The organism is Pseudomonas sp. TE21435 (genome assembly GCF_056279265.1).
Window position 1 is genome coordinate 1,210,550 of sequence record NZ_JBWBQZ010000001.1, and the last position, 14,592, is coordinate 1,225,141.

General features: G+C 62.8%; 18 protein-coding genes and 1 pseudogene. 11 read left to right on the forward strand and 8 right to left on the reverse strand.

Going from position 1 to position 14,592, the window contains the following annotated elements; genetic code table 11:
• Window positions 1–4: 4 nt before the first annotated feature.
• From ACZ9C1_RS05485 to ACZ9C1_RS05495, 3 genes are all read right to left on the reverse strand, one after another.
• Window positions 5–757, reverse strand: coding sequence for an SDR family NAD(P)-dependent oxidoreductase (locus ACZ9C1_RS05485; RefSeq protein ID WP_258601063.1), 753 nt, complete (start codon window positions 755–757; stop codon window positions 5–7).
• Complete coding sequence (locus ACZ9C1_RS05490) at window positions 754–1,176, reverse strand: nuclear transport factor 2 family protein (RefSeq protein WP_102681967.1); 423 nt, start codon at window positions 1,174–1,176, stop codon at window positions 754–756. Before ACZ9C1_RS05490 ends, ACZ9C1_RS05485 begins: the two co-directional genes overlap by 4 nt.
• A gap of 104 nt (window positions 1,177–1,280) precedes the next feature.
• Window positions 1,281–1,727: a PAS domain-containing protein gene (locus ACZ9C1_RS05495; protein ID WP_214501687.1), complete on the reverse strand. Its 447-nt coding sequence runs from the start codon at window positions 1,725–1,727 to the stop codon at window positions 1,281–1,283.
• 147 nt (window positions 1,728–1,874) lie between these two features.
• On the opposite strand from ACZ9C1_RS05495, the gene ACZ9C1_RS05500 reads away from it, so the two are divergent.
• Together ACZ9C1_RS05500 and ACZ9C1_RS05505 are read left to right on the forward strand one after the other, a co-directional pair.
• The gene (locus tag ACZ9C1_RS05500) at window positions 1,875–2,756 is read left to right on the forward strand and encodes a MerR family transcriptional regulator (protein WP_102681969.1); all 882 of its coding nucleotides are present in this window, start codon (window positions 1,875–1,877) and stop codon (window positions 2,754–2,756) included.
• A gap of 124 nt (window positions 2,757–2,880) precedes the next feature.
• Window positions 2,881–3,405 carry a hypothetical protein gene (locus ACZ9C1_RS05505; RefSeq protein ID WP_023630687.1) on the forward strand — a complete coding sequence of 175 codons (525 nt, stop codon included), beginning with the start codon at window positions 2,881–2,883 and terminating at the stop codon, window positions 3,403–3,405.
• 192 nt (window positions 3,406–3,597) lie between these two features.
• Here the strand turns inward: ACZ9C1_RS05505 and ACZ9C1_RS05510 are convergent, their stop codons facing one another.
• Window positions 3,598–5,385, reverse strand: a complete 1,788-nt coding sequence (locus tag ACZ9C1_RS05510) for a thiamine pyrophosphate-requiring protein (protein ID WP_277504095.1) — start codon at window positions 5,383–5,385, stop codon at window positions 3,598–3,600.
• Between the two features lie 145 nt (window positions 5,386–5,530).
• Here ACZ9C1_RS05510 and ACZ9C1_RS05515 point away from each other — a divergent pair, with 145 nt between their 5' ends.
• Window positions 5,531–6,055, forward strand: a complete 525-nt coding sequence (locus ACZ9C1_RS05515) for a cupin domain-containing protein (RefSeq protein WP_476254556.1) — start codon at window positions 5,531–5,533, stop codon at window positions 6,053–6,055.
• 17 nt (window positions 6,056–6,072) lie between these two features.
• Here the strand turns inward: ACZ9C1_RS05515 and ACZ9C1_RS05520 are convergent, their stop codons facing one another.
• Window positions 6,073–7,173, reverse strand: coding sequence for a mechanosensitive ion channel family protein (locus tag ACZ9C1_RS05520; protein WP_277504098.1), 1,101 nt, complete (start codon window positions 7,171–7,173; stop codon window positions 6,073–6,075).
• Between the two features lie 262 nt (window positions 7,174–7,435).
• Here ACZ9C1_RS05520 and ACZ9C1_RS05525 point away from each other — a divergent pair, with 262 nt between their 5' ends.
• On the forward strand, window positions 7,436–7,657 hold the full coding sequence (locus ACZ9C1_RS05525; RefSeq protein ID WP_110704363.1) for a hypothetical protein: 222 nt from the start codon (window positions 7,436–7,438) through the stop codon (window positions 7,655–7,657).
• A gap of 243 nt (window positions 7,658–7,900) precedes the next feature.
• On the opposite strand, the pseudogene ACZ9C1_RS05530 reads toward ACZ9C1_RS05525, so the two are convergent.
• A pseudogene (locus ACZ9C1_RS05530) lies at window positions 7,901–8,171 on the reverse strand (short chain dehydrogenase); the annotation flags it as partial.
• A gap of 295 nt (window positions 8,172–8,466) precedes the next feature.
• On the opposite strand from ACZ9C1_RS05530, the gene ACZ9C1_RS05535 reads away from it, so the two are divergent.
• Together ACZ9C1_RS05535 and ACZ9C1_RS05540 are read left to right on the forward strand one after the other, a co-directional pair.
• Window positions 8,467–8,718: a hypothetical protein gene (locus ACZ9C1_RS05535; protein ID WP_277504099.1), complete on the forward strand. Its 252-nt coding sequence runs from the start codon at window positions 8,467–8,469 to the stop codon at window positions 8,716–8,718.
• A gap of 94 nt (window positions 8,719–8,812) precedes the next feature.
• The gene (locus ACZ9C1_RS05540) at window positions 8,813–9,193 is read left to right on the forward strand and encodes a termination factor Rho (protein WP_110704365.1); all 381 of its coding nucleotides are present in this window, start codon (window positions 8,813–8,815) and stop codon (window positions 9,191–9,193) included.
• An 87-nt stretch (window positions 9,194–9,280) separates the two neighbouring features.
• On the opposite strand, the gene ACZ9C1_RS05545 is transcribed toward ACZ9C1_RS05540, so the two are convergent.
• The gene (locus ACZ9C1_RS05545; protein WP_050705559.1) at window positions 9,281–9,499 is read right to left on the reverse strand and encodes a hypothetical protein; all 219 of its coding nucleotides are present in this window, start codon (window positions 9,497–9,499) and stop codon (window positions 9,281–9,283) included.
• A gap of 298 nt (window positions 9,500–9,797) precedes the next feature.
• Between ACZ9C1_RS05545 and ACZ9C1_RS05550 the strand changes: the two genes are divergently transcribed.
• The 5 genes from ACZ9C1_RS05550 to ACZ9C1_RS05570 all read left to right on the forward strand — a co-directional run bounded on the left by ACZ9C1_RS05550 (window position 9,798) and on the right by ACZ9C1_RS05570 (window position 13,614).
• On the forward strand, window positions 9,798–10,670 hold the full coding sequence (locus ACZ9C1_RS05550; RefSeq protein ID WP_457377590.1) for an RNA ligase family protein: 873 nt from the start codon (window positions 9,798–9,800) through the stop codon (window positions 10,668–10,670).
• Window position 10,671: 1 nt separating this feature from the next.
• Complete coding sequence (locus ACZ9C1_RS05555) at window positions 10,672–11,814, forward strand: AAA family ATPase (protein ID WP_457377591.1); 1,143 nt, start codon at window positions 10,672–10,674, stop codon at window positions 11,812–11,814.
• A gap of 112 nt (window positions 11,815–11,926) precedes the next feature.
• Entirely contained in the window at window positions 11,927–12,676 is a 750-nt protein-coding gene (locus ACZ9C1_RS05560; protein WP_102681977.1) for a hypothetical protein, read from the forward strand.
• A 267-nt stretch (window positions 12,677–12,943) separates the two neighbouring features.
• Window positions 12,944–13,189 carry a DUF3630 family protein gene (locus ACZ9C1_RS05565; protein ID WP_102682061.1) on the forward strand — a complete coding sequence of 82 codons (246 nt, stop codon included), beginning with the start codon at window positions 12,944–12,946 and terminating at the stop codon, window positions 13,187–13,189.
• Window positions 13,190–13,293: 104 nt separating this feature from the next.
• Window positions 13,294–13,614 carry a hypothetical protein gene (locus tag ACZ9C1_RS05570; protein ID WP_476253706.1) on the forward strand — a complete coding sequence of 107 codons (321 nt, stop codon included), beginning with the start codon at window positions 13,294–13,296 and terminating at the stop codon, window positions 13,612–13,614.
• 24 nt (window positions 13,615–13,638) lie between these two features.
• Here ACZ9C1_RS05570 and ACZ9C1_RS05575 read toward each other — a convergent pair whose 3' ends face one another.
• On the reverse strand, window positions 13,639–14,574 hold the full coding sequence (locus tag ACZ9C1_RS05575; protein WP_258701590.1) for a LysR family transcriptional regulator: 936 nt from the start codon (window positions 14,572–14,574) through the stop codon (window positions 13,639–13,641).
• Window positions 14,575–14,592 lie beyond the last annotated feature (18 nt).

A 14,592-nucleotide genomic window follows, 5' to 3' on the forward strand; every position in this document is an offset into this window, starting at 1 on the left:
TTGCTCAGTCCGTTTCTTGACGTGCCAGGCGCCGGCCCAATGCCAGGCGCGCCCGCGCCGGCAGCACTCCGAGCAGGCGCAATCCCCAGGTGAACAGGCGCGGAAAGTTTATTTCCAGGGGGCGACGCGGCAGCCGTCTGGCGATGTGCTGGGCGGCGCGCTGGGCCGACCACAGCTGCGGCATCGGGAAATCGTTGCGCCGGGTCAGTGGCGTGTCGACGAAGCCCGGGTTGACCAGCGTGACGTCGATGCCGGCTTGCGTCAGATCGATGCGCTGCGACTCCACCAGGTAGCGCACGGCGGCCTTGGACGCGCCATAGGCACCGGCCCGGGGCAAGGCCAGCCAGGTTACCGAGCTGCCCATCACCACCAGGTGAGGACGTGCGCCGGCCCGCAGCAGGGGCAGGGCGGCCGCCAGGCAATGGCTGAGGCTCAGCAGGTTGGTGCGCATCACGCGCTCGACCAGCGCCGGATCGAACCGGCCGGGCTCCAGGTATTCGCAGGTCCCGGCGTTGAAAATTGCCAGGTCCAGTGCGCCCCAGGCCTGGCGAATGCGGGCTGCTATCTGCGTGACCTGCTCCGGATCGTCCAGATCACCGTTGGCCAGCAGCACCTGCCCGGGAAAGCGCTCGGCAAAAGGCACCAGTTGCTCGATCCGGCGACCGCCCAGGGCTACCTGATGGCCTTGCTCCAGCAGGCACTGCGCGAGCGCCGCACCGATGCCGCTGCTGGCACCGGTCAACCAGCAGCGGCTCATGCCAACCGCCCCTTGAGCCAGCGAATCGCCCCGCCCATCAGCGGAATATGCTCGTAGAGCAGGGCGCCTGCGTCGAAGAAATCCTGGTGGAAATGCACCCGATCATGCCATTGCAGGTAGCTGCAGCCTTGCAGGGAAACCGGGCGACCGCCGGCCAGCCGGGGATGACGAAACTGCAGGGTCCAACGCAGGTACCCTTGCCCGGTCTTCACCTCGTCGACACCAGAGAAGACATAACGGATGTCATGGGCGTTGGCGTACAGCTGGGCGAAATAGGCCCGCAGGTCGCTTAGCCCATCAATCTGATGCAGCGGGTCGCGGAAAGTGACGTTCTCGCTGTACAGGTTTTCCAGCGCTTCGAGGTGCTCTCCATCGAGCTGGGCGAAGCGCTCGGCGAAATTCTGCAGGTACGTTGACATGCTCGGCTCCGGGCAATCCTGTACAACCCGGTATTTTTGTACAGGTATAAACGAAGCCTACGTTTAAATCTGTACAAGTCAACGTTCTTGTACAGATATTTTGCTCAGAGACCGGCCGCCGCCAGTTGGCGACGCAGGTCGGCGACCTCGGCTTCCAGCTCGCGCACCCGCTCCTCGGCGGCGATCTGCGCCGAGACATCGTGTTGAATGCCGATGTAGTAAGTCAGCTGGTCCGCCTCGTTACGCACCGGGGTGATGGACAATTCGTTCCAGAACAGGCTGCCGTCCTGGCGATAGTTGCGCAGCACCTGGCGGCAGGGCTGGCCCTTGCGGATCGCCTCGCGGATCGCGGCGATGCCCGACTGTTGCCGATCCTGGCCCTGAAGAAAGCGGCAGTCCTGGTAGAGAATATCGTCCGCGCAGTAGCCGGTGAGGCGCTCGAAGGCAGGATTGGCGTAGATCAGGATGCTTTCTGGGCCCTCCTGCTCGGCGACGACGATGCCATCGTTGGAGTGCTCGACCATCAGTTGCAGGAGTTTTGCGTTGATCATTGGGGACACCCATGGAAAGCCTAAGCGGTATGGCGGGCGCAACGGTACAAAGCGCCGGCGCGATTCGCTACATAATGGCCTACCTGAGCTCGCCGCAGAAAGAGCGTATGGGTTTAGAATGTGCCATCTTTCCGACGATCCCTCCTGATGACCGAAGCCATCTCACCCGATTTATTGCCCATGCGCGACGTGGTCAGCCTGACCGGCATCAATCCGGTGACCTTGCGCGCCTGGGAGCGCCGCCACGGGCTGATCCGCCCGCAGCGCACCGACGGTGGCCATCGCCTGTACACGCCCGGCGACGTGCAGCGCATCCGCGACATCCTGCACTGGACTGCCAACGGCCTGCCGATCAGCAAGGTCGGCGAAATGCTCGCCGCCCAGCGCCAGGCGCCCGTGCAGCAGGACTCGGCCTTCCACGACTGGCGCGCCACTGTGAAACGGGCGGCGATGGCATTCGATGCACGGGCGCTGGAAGGTGTCCATGGCCAGCTGTTCACGCTCCTGCCCAAGGCTACCGTGCTGCGTGAGGTGCTGCTGCCGGTGTGGCAGGAAATGGCGGCAGGCAGGGCCTTCGGGGAACGCAGCCAATGGTTGTTCCTCGACACCTTCCTGCGCGCCCGCCTGCTGCTGCGCCTGCAGATGAACCAGGCCGATGCGCCAAGGGTGCTGCTGGCCGGTACCGAGGGGCATGCCGAACTGCCGTTGCTGTGTACCGGCTTGCTGCTGAGCGCCGAGCAACAGCGCGTCGACGTGCTCGGCTGCGGACAGCCGTTGGAGGAACTTCCGCTGGTGTGCGCGGCAACCCTGCCGGCAGCGCTGGTGATCGCGGTGCAAGGGCCGGTGAACGCCGGCCTGGCCAGGCGGCTGCGCGCATTGCAGATGGAGATTGCCTGCCCGATGGCCCTGACCGGGGTGGCGGGTTCGCAAGCGGTGTTGCAGGGCATTCCGCTGCGTGTGCTGGACGAGCAGGGGGATGATGTGGCGGGGATGCTCAACGCCTTGCTCAGGGGCGCCCTGGATCTCTGAAAGCAGGGCGGCGGTGCCGATTTGGTCAACGCCAAACAGAATTGAATTTTGCCCTGCATGAGCGGTTCTACCACAGCGAGCTCCTCGATTCTTCTTGCCCGGAGCCTGACCGCAGGAGAACCGAGTGCCTAGAATCATCACCCCATCGACCCCCGAACACGAAATCACCGAACATAACGCCAGGATGTTCGGCTCGCCCAAGGAGCGCCTGGACTTCTACCGGCGTGAGATCCAGTACGAAACCAGCATCCTGGCCAATCGCACGGACGCCTATCTGGCAGCCCAGTCGTTTCTGGTCATCGCGTTCGTCTCATCCATGGGCAACCTCAATCAGGGGTGGGGCGAGATGTTCACCCTGATCGTGCCTGCGTTCCTTGCCTTGCTCGGGGTATTGAGTTCGCTCAATGCCTGGCCAGGCATTCGGGCGGCGTACAACATCATCGATCACTGGCAACTCAAGCAGAGCCACTTGCTGCGCAGCGAGCCCTTGATGGGGCTGGCCTACGACGAGTCCCCCCTGTTCTGCGAGGCCGAAACCTCACGTGCGGGGCATCGCAAGTCATTGCTCTTTTCACTGCGTACCCCGTGGATCTTCCTGGTGTTCTGGGTGCTGCTGGGTAGTTATTCGGTGTATATCCAGCTGGCGTGAACAACCCAAAGCATGGCCCCGGCTCGATGCAGGCGTGGGACGAGGGGGCCATGCGCCAATGTCAGCGGCCCAGCGCTGCGATCAACTGCTCGTTGAAGGCGGGGATATCGTCGTGTCTCCTTTTTTGATAGGTCTGAAAGGGCAGGCCTCGGGCCTGGCGTGAAGTTCCAGCGGATTCCCGGAAGGCTGGCATCACCTCTTGCCAGGCAGCACCGCGCCCAGCACCTGCTTGGCCGTCTGCACGATCACCCCAACCTCGTCAGGGTCGCCCTTGAGCAGGGTGCTGGCGAATTTCTTTGCCTGCTCCAGCTTGATGTGCGGGGGGAGCGGCGGCACGTTGGGATCGGTCTTGAACTCGATCAGCACCGGGCGGTCGGCGGCCAAGGCCCGTTCCCAGGCACTGGCGACTTCGTCCTCGCGCTCGACGAAGATGCCCTGCAGGCCGATGGAAATGGCAAACAGGTGGTAGGGCACGTCGGGTATGGACTGGGAGGCCTCGAACTTCGGGTCGCCTTCCATGACACGTTGCTCCCAGGTGACCTGGTTGAGGTCCTCGTTGTTGAACACCGCGCAGATCCACATGGGGTTTTCCCATTGCTGCCAGTACTTGGCCACGGTAATCAGCTCGGCCAGGTTGTTCATCTGCATGGCACCGTCGCCTACCAGGGCAATCACCGGGCGTTGCGGGTAGGCGAACTTGGCGGCGATCGCATAGGGTACGGCGGCGCCCATGCATGCCAGGCCGCCGGACAACGAACACTGCATGCCTTGGCGGATCATCAGGTCACGCGCGAACCAGTTGGCGCAGGAACCGGAGTCGCTGGTGACGATGGCCGCATCCGGCAGGCGCGGGGAAAGTTCGTGCACCACCCGCTGCGGGTTGATCGGGTCGGCCTTGGCCAGGGCGCGTTTTTCCAGGGTCTTGTCCCAGCGCGCGCGCCAGCCTTCGAGCTTCTTGCGCCAGCGCCTGTCGGGCTTGTGTTCGAGCAATGGCAGCAGCGCCTGCAGGGTTTCGCCGGCGTCACCGACCAGGTTGACCTCCATCGGGTAGCGCAGGCCGAGCATGTCGGGCTGCAGGTCGATCTGCACGCCGCGGGCCTGGCCTTCCTTGGGCAGGAATTCGGAATAGGGAAAGCCGGATCCGATCATCAGCAAGGTGTCGCATTCAGTCATCAGCTTGTAGCTGGGCTCGGTGCCAAGCAGGCCGATGGAACCGGTGACCCAGGGCAGCGTGTCCGGCAGCACGGCCTTGCCCAGCAGCGCCTTGGCCACGCCCGCCCCAAGCTTTTCGGCCACCGCCTCCACCTGTTCGCTCGCCTGCAGGGCGCCGGCACCGACCAGGATGGCCACCTTGCGCCCGGCATTGAGCACGTCGGCGGCCTGCTGCAGGTCAGCCGTGTAGGGCAGCACCCTCGGCTTGCTGTAGCCGACGCCGGAGTGCACGGTGCCATGGGCCCTGGCGGGCGCTTCATAGGGCAGGTCCTGCAGGTCATTGGGCAGGATGATCGCGGTTACCCGGCGCTCGCCCACGGCCGTGCGCACCGCGCGGTCGAGCAGGTGGCGTACTTGGGCAGGGGTGGACGCCTGCTGCACGAACGCACCGGCCACATCCTTGAACATCGACAGCAAGTCCAGCTCCTGCTGATAGTGCCCGCCCAGCGCCGCCCGTGCCTGCTGGCCGACAATGGCCAGCACCGGCTGGTGGTCCATGCGTGCATCGTACAGCCCGGTGAGCAGGTGCGAGGCGCCGGGGCCCGAGGTGGCGATGCATACGCCCAGCTCACCGGTGAACTTGGCGTGGGCGCTGGCCATGAACGCGGCCATTTCCTCATGGCGGGCCTGAATGAACGCGATCTTGCCGTTGGCCCGGTTCAACGCGCCGAACACACCGTTGATGCCGTCGCCCGGATAACCGTAGATACGCCGCACGCCCCACTGGTACAAACGCTCGACCAGGAAGTCACCTACCGTCGTTGTCATCGTCGTGTCCCTGTCAGTGATGGATAGGGCCTGGACTGGGCCGCGAAGGGGAAAGTTTCACTGGATGCACCTGGTCGCCCGGCAGGAACCTCGACGCTGGCAGCGGATTCTCAAGGGTATCGCCCAACCTCATCGCGAGGCCCTCATGCTTGCCCTCGACAGCACCACCCAGCCGCAGAAGACGCTGCATTTCGCCGATGACGGCGCGACGCCGAACAGCCGCTTCGCCGTGTTGCTCTACCGCCTGCGCCTTGCACCGGCCGAGGACAACGCGGGCGCCTTCGAGGCATTGTTCGCCGCCCACCAATGGACGCCGCTGTGGCGCGACGGCATCTTCGACTACCAGCATTTCCACCCCAATGCCCATGAGGTGCTGGGGGTGGCCTGCGGGCAGGCGCGGGTAACACTGGGCGGCGCGGGCGGCCAGATGTTGACCGTGAGAGCGGGCAATGTCCTGGTGCTGCCGGCCGGCACCGGCCATTGCTGTGTCGAGCACAGCGATGACTTTCTGGTGGTGGGGGCTTATCCGCAGGGGCAGGAGAAGTACGCCATCCAACGGCCCGAGGACGGCGCATACGACCAGGCGCTGGCGCGCATTGCCGCCGTGTCCAGGCCAGCGCAAGATCCGGTGGCCGGCGCACAAGGCGCCCTGATGACGCTATGGCGCTGATCTCCAGCCCACGGTATTCAGGCCTCTCTGAAGCGCAGCATGTCTTCCTGGGGTAACGCGGTGACCTTGATCGCCCGCACCGGCACGGCAAACTTGGCGCCGATCCTGGAGAAACGCTCCAGCAGGTGGAAATTGATGGCCTGCTGGATATCCATGTACAGGTTGTAGCCGGGGTCCTTGACGATATACACGCACTCGAATTCCAGCGCCTCCTTGCCGAAGCCCCGCAGATGCGCGCGGTCGAAGCGCGCCTGGCCCTGTGCCTTGATCGCTTCCTCGATGATGCCGGGTGCCTTCTTCACGGCATCGGTGGGGGTGTCATAGGACAAGCCGAACTCGAAGACGATGCGTCGCTCCTGCAAGCGCTTGTAGTTCTGGATGGTGCTGCTGATCATGCTGGCATTGGCCATGACAATCTGCTCGCCGCCCAGGCTGCGGATCCGCGTGGTCTTCAGCCCGACATGCTCTACCGTGCCGGCCAGGGGACCGACGACGATGAAGTCGCCCACCTCGAAGGGCTTGTCCACGGCGATCGACAGCGAGGCGAACAGGTCGCCGAGGATGTTCTGCACCGCCAGCGCCACGGCGATGCCACCCACGCCAAGGCTGGCGACGAAGGCAGTGATGTTCACCCCCAGGTTGGACAGCATGGCCAGCACCACCACCGACCACAGCAGTACCCGGGCGCCCCAGGCCGAAAGGGTGGCCAGCGCGCTGCCTTGGTTCAGCCCCTCGTTGCCGTGCCGGGCGAAATAGCGGCGCAGGCCCAGGGCGATGGCGCGGTTGGCCCATAGACCGATCTGCAGCGCCGCCACCACGAACCACAGGCTGCCCACCCGGGCCAGCCAGCGCTCAGGCAGGTCGAGCATACCCAGGCCCACCAGCAGGGAGGCGAGCAGCAGCAGGGCATTGCTGGTGCCGCCGAGCACCTTGGCCAGCACCTGGCTGAACGCGCCGTCGTGTTCGGACCAGCGGCGCACCCGCCGCTGCACGAAGCTGATCGCCGCCCGCGCCGCGACAAAGGTCAGGGCGGCGACACCCAACGCCAGCAGCAGGTTGAGGATGGAGATACCGAATAGCGTGGTATCGGTGAACAGTTCAATGATGCGGTCATTCATGAGTGGCTCGCCTCCTGGTTGCCCTCGGGGATGTGCAGCGTCCTTTCATGGGACGTCGAGGTGCGGCAAGAGGTCGATCGGATTTTCACGGCTGGGTTTATGGAACGTCTTGACCCTGCCAGCGCTCCACCGCGTTACAGCAGCTGCCATTCGTCCGACACTTGCGACTTGGCCTGAACGCCCGGGGGGGAAAGCGCCCTTATTCAAGTCGAACACGCGCTGTTTACCTTCCAATAAAAATTTTGCCCGAGGCCTTTGTAAAATGGTGACCACCCCGACCGATCTGGAAGTGGCAATGGAAATCGGCATCAGCGAAACCGAGGTCAAGCGCTATCGGGGCGATACCTTCCTGTTGGGTGACGGCGCATGGCTTGTCCACTTCGGATACACCATGCCCAAAGAATTGCGTGCGCGCCTGACCGGCAGTTTTACGCTGATCTTCAAGCCTCACATGGCCGTGAGTGACAGACGCAGACCAGGGTAGGGCGCACGCGTGCCTGGTCCGCCTACTGGCGCTTGCGCTCAAGTGCCGCCAGCACCCAGCCCGCCACGAATCCCAGGGCCAAGGCGGTTGCCAGGATGGCTGCGGGGTGGCGTTGCAAGCGCTCGACACCCGCCAGCAGACGCCGCCCCTGCACCGCTGCGAAGGCTGGGGCTTCAGGTGTCGATGGCCGCTGTCCGGGCTGTTCGACTTCACCGGCCCCCTCGTCAGGGGGCCAATGCTTGAGGCGCGACACTGCCAGGGGAGTGCCGTCCGCCAGGGTCAATACCAGGTCCTTGATCTCGCCGGCGATGCGGTTCGCGAACACCGGCTCGCCCGTGGCATCGAGGTTGTCATAGATGAATCGCCGCCCCTCCAGCCACCCCACGGCGGTCAGCAGTTCCGGCCCCAGGTAGTACTTGCCGTCGAGGAAGAAGCCGGTGAACGGATGCACCCGCTCGAGGTTGTCCACGGCATAGCGTCCTCCCGGCTTCATGCCGGTGGCGGGATCGATCATGGCAGCACGCTCCGTGTGGCTGTAGCGCGAAAAACACGGCCGTCCTTATCCAGGTCGACCGGATCCGGAAGCCTATCGATACGGACATCGCGGGTACCGCGACAGATCAAAGCTCTCATGGGTTGGATCTCCTGCGCACTGTGGTGACGGGTCTATGCAGGGGAAGCCAGGGAGCGCGGTAAAGTTCAGGCGCAGATCACCAGTGGCATTGCGTTGTGGTGACCATCCAGGCGGCTGGACGGAACCTCGTACGGCGCGCAGCCATCTTCCGTTAAAGAAAGCAGGGCGGCCCGCGATGAATGCCTTCAGCGACCCCATGACCCCGGCGCAATGCCGGCTGGCAGCAATCAACCGCTGGTTCGACACCTACGACAACCACGCCCTGCGTCGGCATTGTCCAAGCACCTACCACGACGAACTGTTGCGCCAGGCCGATGAGATGGATCGGCAGCGGTTGATCGACTGGACCGAGTGGCGCGACCTGCGCCGGCTTGCCGATCGTGCGTTCGTGAAGGCGGTGGCAGGTGCGGACTATCACGTTGAATAGAACCTGCGGTGGCCGACCATTCGTCCTGTCGATCGCACTTCGGGCGTGGCAATCATTTCAACCGTTCAGCCAAACTCACTCAGGAGTGAACGACATGCCCCGTGGAGACAAAGGCAAGTACACCGAGAAACAGAAGCGCAAGGCCGAACACATCGAGCAAAGCTACGAGCACAAGGGCCTGTCCAAGGACGAGGCCGAGGCTCGCGCCTGGGCTACCGTCAACAAGCAGTCCGGCGGCGGTGACAAGGCCGGTGGGTCGGGCAGCAAGACATCGCCGAGCGAAAAGAAGACAGCACGCGCCGATTCGGCCAAGCGGGCGGCGCAAACGCGTCAGGGCCATGCGCGTGAGTCAGGTGCGTCACTGGGTACGCAAACCAAGGAAAGCCTCATGAAAGAGGCGCGAAGCAAAGATATCAAGGGGCGTTCGAGCATGACCAAGGCGCAACTGGTCGAGGCACTGCGCAATAAAGGCTGAGGCGGTACTGATCGGCCGATAACGGTTCCAGGCTTGGAGGAGGGCGGCCATGCGCTGCGAGGCGAGGTGCCTAGCCGCCCGGATGCTTCAGTCCTTGCTGGCGTTGAGCTTGCGCAGCTCTTCGTAAGTGGCGGACTGGACGAACCAGAAGCCGGAGACTATGCACCATCCGAGGCTGCCGGCCACGAAGACACCCAGGGCTGGCAGGAATCCGCCGGTGAACAGGGTGATGAGCGCGAACAGCCAGATAACGGCCAGGGAGATGTAGAGAACGATGTTGTTGACGCTGATGACGAAGTCTTTCACGAAGCGTATTCCTTGCGGGATATCAAAAAATTGCCCCTCCAGGGGCGCGCAGATGCTATCACATTGCTGCTATTGAGGGCTTGACCCGCGACTAATACCTGCTGTTGAATATGCGCCCTCGAATCCCCGCAACCTTTCCCCAAAGTGGTGAAGCCAGTGCCCTGCGCCATCAAACACGCCTGATACCGACGACGGTCCATCGTGCCTGATGGCTGCCCGTGCTTGCGCGCGGCGGCGCTTCATCCTCGTACCTGCCTGATCCTGTCGTCGGTTTTTCCCTATTTCCAAGGAGAAACCCATGAACATGGATTTTCGTGCCGACGCACATTCCCTCGAACTGCTCAAATACCCCCGCACAGCGCATCTGCAAGGCTCGCGTCTGCAGGACGGCGACAGCGATGCCGGCCAGGTGGCCTATGGCTCGTTGGTTGGCCAATGGCTGGTGGTGGAAGAGAAACTCGACGGCGCCAACGCCGGCATCAGCTTTACCAACGGCGGCGAGCTACGCCTGCAATCGCGTGGCCATTACCTCAGCGGCGGTGGTCGCGAGCGCCAGTTCAACCTGTTCAAGCAATGGGCCGTGGCCCACGAGCACTGGTTGCTGGAGCGTCTTGAAGACCGCTTCGTGCTGTATGGCGAGTGGCTGCACAAGAAGCACTCGGTGTTCTACGACCACCTGCCGCATTTCTTCTGCGAGTTCGACGTGTGGGACCGCGCCACAGGCCAGTTCCTGTCCACCGCGGCGCGCCGACATCTGCTCGCGGACGGCCCGGTGCTGTCGGTACCGGTGCTGTACGAAGGCCCGGCACCGCGCCGCTACGCCGAGCTGATGGCATTGCTCGGCGACTCGCTGGCCAAGACTGCGCGTTGGCGCGAAGTGTTCGAGCAGGTGGTACGCCGCGAAGGCCTCGACCTGGCCCGCGCCTGGCGCCAATGCGACCGCTCGAGCCGCATGGAGGGGCTGTACCTGAAGCTCGAAGACGAGCGCCAGACCCTGGGCCGGCTCAAGTGGGTGCGCCAGGACTTTGTCCAGGCCATCCTCGACGCTGACCAGCACCATGCCAACCAACCGTTCATACCCAATCAACTGGCCGCAGGCGTCGATCTCTACGCACCGCGCCTGTCCCTGGACTGGCACGGCGAACGCCGCGGCGACTGTGGAGCTTTCTGAAATGGATATTCGACTGCAACAACTGGTGCCCGACCCCGGGCACGACATGGACTGCGCCGCCTGCCTGGCGGCCATCCCGGCCCTGGCACGCCTGGCCGACACCCCGCAGGATCCGACCTATCATGCCGAGGGCGATGTGTGGGTCCATACCCGGCTGGTGGTCGAAGCGTTGCTGGCGCAGAGCGCTTACCGCGACGCCAGCGCCGAGCAGCGCTTCGTGCTGTTCTTCGCCGCCTTGCTGCATGACATCGCCAAGCCCGACACCACGATGATCGACCCACAGACCGGGCGTATCGGCCAACCCGGCCACTCGCGCCGGGGCGCGGTGGATGCACGCCTGCTGCTGTGGCGCGCTGGCGTGCCGTTCGCGCTGCGCGAACAGATCTGCCGGATCATCACTGTGCATCAATTGCCGTTCTTCGCCTTGCAGGGCGACCGCAGCGGACGCAGCGCGGAGTTTCTGCTGCACAAGCTGTCCTGGGAACTGCCGGTGTGGATGCTCTGCGCAGTGGCTGAGGCCGACATGCAGGGCCGCCACTATGCCGGCAAGGCCGATGTGCTGACCGCCATCGAGCTGTGGCGCGAACTGGCCGCAGAGGAGGGGTGTTTGTACGGCCCAAGGCCGTTTGCCGACGACTACACGCGTATTCAGTACCTGCGTGGCGCCCGCGTGCACCCGGACTATGCGCTGCACGAACCCCAGGGCTCCCCGGTGGTGATGCTCTCCGGCCTGCCGGCCAGCGGCAAGGACACCTGGACTGCCCGACACCACCCGGACCTGCCGGTGGTGTCGTTCGACGACGCGCGCCAGGCCCTGGGCCTGCGCCATGGCCAGAACGAAGGCGCCGCCGCGCACTACGCCATCGACCGGGCCAAGGCGCTGTTGCGCGAGCGCAGGCCCTTCGTGTGGAACTCGACGCACTTGTCGGCGCAGATGCGCAGCCGGACGCTGGACTTGCTGTACGGCTACGGGGCGCAGGTGGAGATCGTCTACCTGGAGCGGCCGGAGGAGGAGATCATGCGGCGTAACCAGCGCCGGGATACATCGCTGCGCAATGACGATATACGGCGGATGATGTTCAAGTGGGAGGTGCCGTTGCCGACCGAGGCGCATCGGGTGAGGTATGAGGTGGTGACGGGGTGAAGCACAGGGCACTGTGCCAGTATGGCTGCTAGGCTCTTTGAATGCCTTCCTGCCTATCGAGGAGGGTAAGGTCGAAAGAGCAGCGGTTCATGCACGTTCCACGGAGGGTCACATGCTTATCCGACTCCTGTTCTCAATGCTGTTCCTCACAGCGGCGGTACCGGCCAGCCAGGCAGAGGTCAAGAAAATCACGATCTACGACGATGGGGTTTCTTGTCCCGCCAACTGCGACGCACATGTCGTCTTCTCCAACGCCATGAATGGAACAGCGTTCGCTCACAAGGAAGGGACGAAGTACAGCAAGTGTGTGAAGGGAGAAGCGTGTCGCATCTGCTTCGAGTCCGGCGAAAAGCAGTGCTTGAACGTCATGTACCGGGGGAGTGGCCCGCACCCTGATACGTTCGACTTCACCCCGGCGTTCTATCAGCAAGCGTGTGCCAGCACACCGGCGCAGCCGCTGTTGGCAAAGGAGTGCGTAAGTTTGAGGGAGAGAGCCAAGGCATTGAGTGGGCGAATCAACTGCCTCGCTACACCTGGCGACCCCAAATGCAGCGCAATCATTGCAGAGGCAAAGGCTGCACGCGAACTGGATCTCCCGAAGTTCAAGAAATGTCTCCAGCTCGGGGAAGCAGCCTATAACCAACAGGTGCCGAATGCAGAGAAGCGCAAGCATGACTGCACCTACGAGCTGAATGGCACGGGCAGAAACGACGCAGGGACTAAAACCTGGAGGAAGCTGCTGCCTGCAGCGTGTAGGGCGGGTACCTACGTGGGGCGCGACGGCTTGGACTGTTGCAGCGGCAACACCTTTGCAGACGGCCCATTAGGACGTGAATGCAGAGGCTTCTATCCAGTTCCTTGAACAGCACCGAAGGTTTACTCGGGGCGCAAGCTGTCTTGCGCCTCGACAAGCCAAGCCGGCTCTCCTTGGGCCACGCAATTTCTGGAGTTGGCGCAGTACCTGCGGGAGCGGGTCAACCGCGAAGGGCTGCAAAACAGCCCAAAGGGGGAGAGGTACACCACCTGGCGGACTTCGATCCATTGCGGCCTTTCGAGACCGTCCGCTTACGCCCTATTGCTGCCGATCGCAAGAACCACGAAAATCTGCATTCGCTTGGTGAGGTGGCGCATGGCGATCATAGAAATATCAGAGCACGCAGATTGGGAATTTTTCGAGAACGTGGCTCAGCAGCTTGAGCAAGGGCTGGGCGGTTACTGGAAGGAAAAATTCGACGGCCTGGATCAGCGCTACTGGGATCTGATGGTAGGCGAGCAGGCGCTTACCCTGCATCTTGAGCACTATCTGGGCATTTCAATATCTGTACCTGATCATGCCAATGAGATGGCTCAACGAGTACGTGCGTTGGTTAAGTAGCACGCAATTCCACGTAACCGGATAGCGCAGGTGACGGCAGGCAGAAGTCGGTCAACGCAACCTATGTCATACAAAGCACAGCCATCAGTATTCTTGGAGAGAGGATGAAAGAGGCATTCACCTACGTATGGTTACTGCCTCTGCTGGAAAAACCATTAGAACAAGCAGCGCAACAATTGCCCCGCGCGTTAAAAGCCCTCGGAGAAAAATACATACTGCCTGCCGACATAACATTGCAGCCGCTGGTCGTTACAGCGCTGATGTCACATTCCGACTATTGGGCCGGGTTAGCGCTCAAATGGTTGGAGGATGGGTTTCCTATGGATCCCGAGTTGACCACGTTTTTGACTCACAGCGCTGAAGATCGGACGCTGTCGCAGTCTCGACGCCACAAGGCTCGTAGGCTTACCTGTCGAACGTCATGAGGCTGGCCTCATGGCCGCTTTCGGTCAATTACCGTGCTTGCTAACGGCTTCGGATGCAAACGACGGTCGCTCGGCGAACCATGCCACCGCCAGCTCCTTGAACGCCTCGGCCGAAGGCGTCAGCGGGTAGCGCTGATCATGCGCCAGTACGATGCTATGGGTTGGCAGTTTCTCCTGAGTCGGCCGACACACCAGCGCTTGGCCATCGTAGCTATGGTCACCAAATGGCCGGGTATAAATCAGCGCCACGCCAAAGCCATTGGCGACGAGGCTGCGCTGCAACTCAAAGGTGCGCACACGGTGCACAACAGCGGGTGAAATGTCGTAAAAGCTGAACAGATCCAACACATGCTGCCAACTGTGGACCTGATCGGTGACGACTAGGGTGTATTCGGCCAGCGCTTTGAGACTGACGCGCGGCGCCTTGGCCAACGGGTGATCGGCCGACAGCAGCACCTGGGCGGTCAGCTGACACAGCTGGGTGCATTGAGTGTTCGGCGGTAAACCCAGGTCATAGGTGATGGCCAGCTCTATCGCGCCCTCACTGAGCCGCTTGCCCACATAATCGAAGCTCCCATCGCGCATATCGACCGTGACCCTTGGGCAGGACTGCTGCATCCGTCGCACAATCTGTGGCAGGCAATAGGGCGCCAGATCTTCGAAACATCCCACCACCAGTTCCCCGACACACTCGTCTGCATTGGCATTGATCTCGGCAAAGGTCTGGGCCTCTGCCAGCACGCGACGCGCTTGCACCATGACGGTACGACCGAAGGGGGTCAGCGATATGCCGAGGCCACGCTGGCGTATGAAGATGGATTGCCCCAGTACTTCCTCCAGTTCGGTGATGGCCGCCGAGATGGAAGGCTGTGAAACATGAAGCTCCATGGCGGCAGTGGTCAGGTTTCCGTGCTTGGCCGCTGCGAGCGCGTAGCGAAGCTGCCTGAGTGTGAACTTCATAGCTTTTTCCGTGGTGAT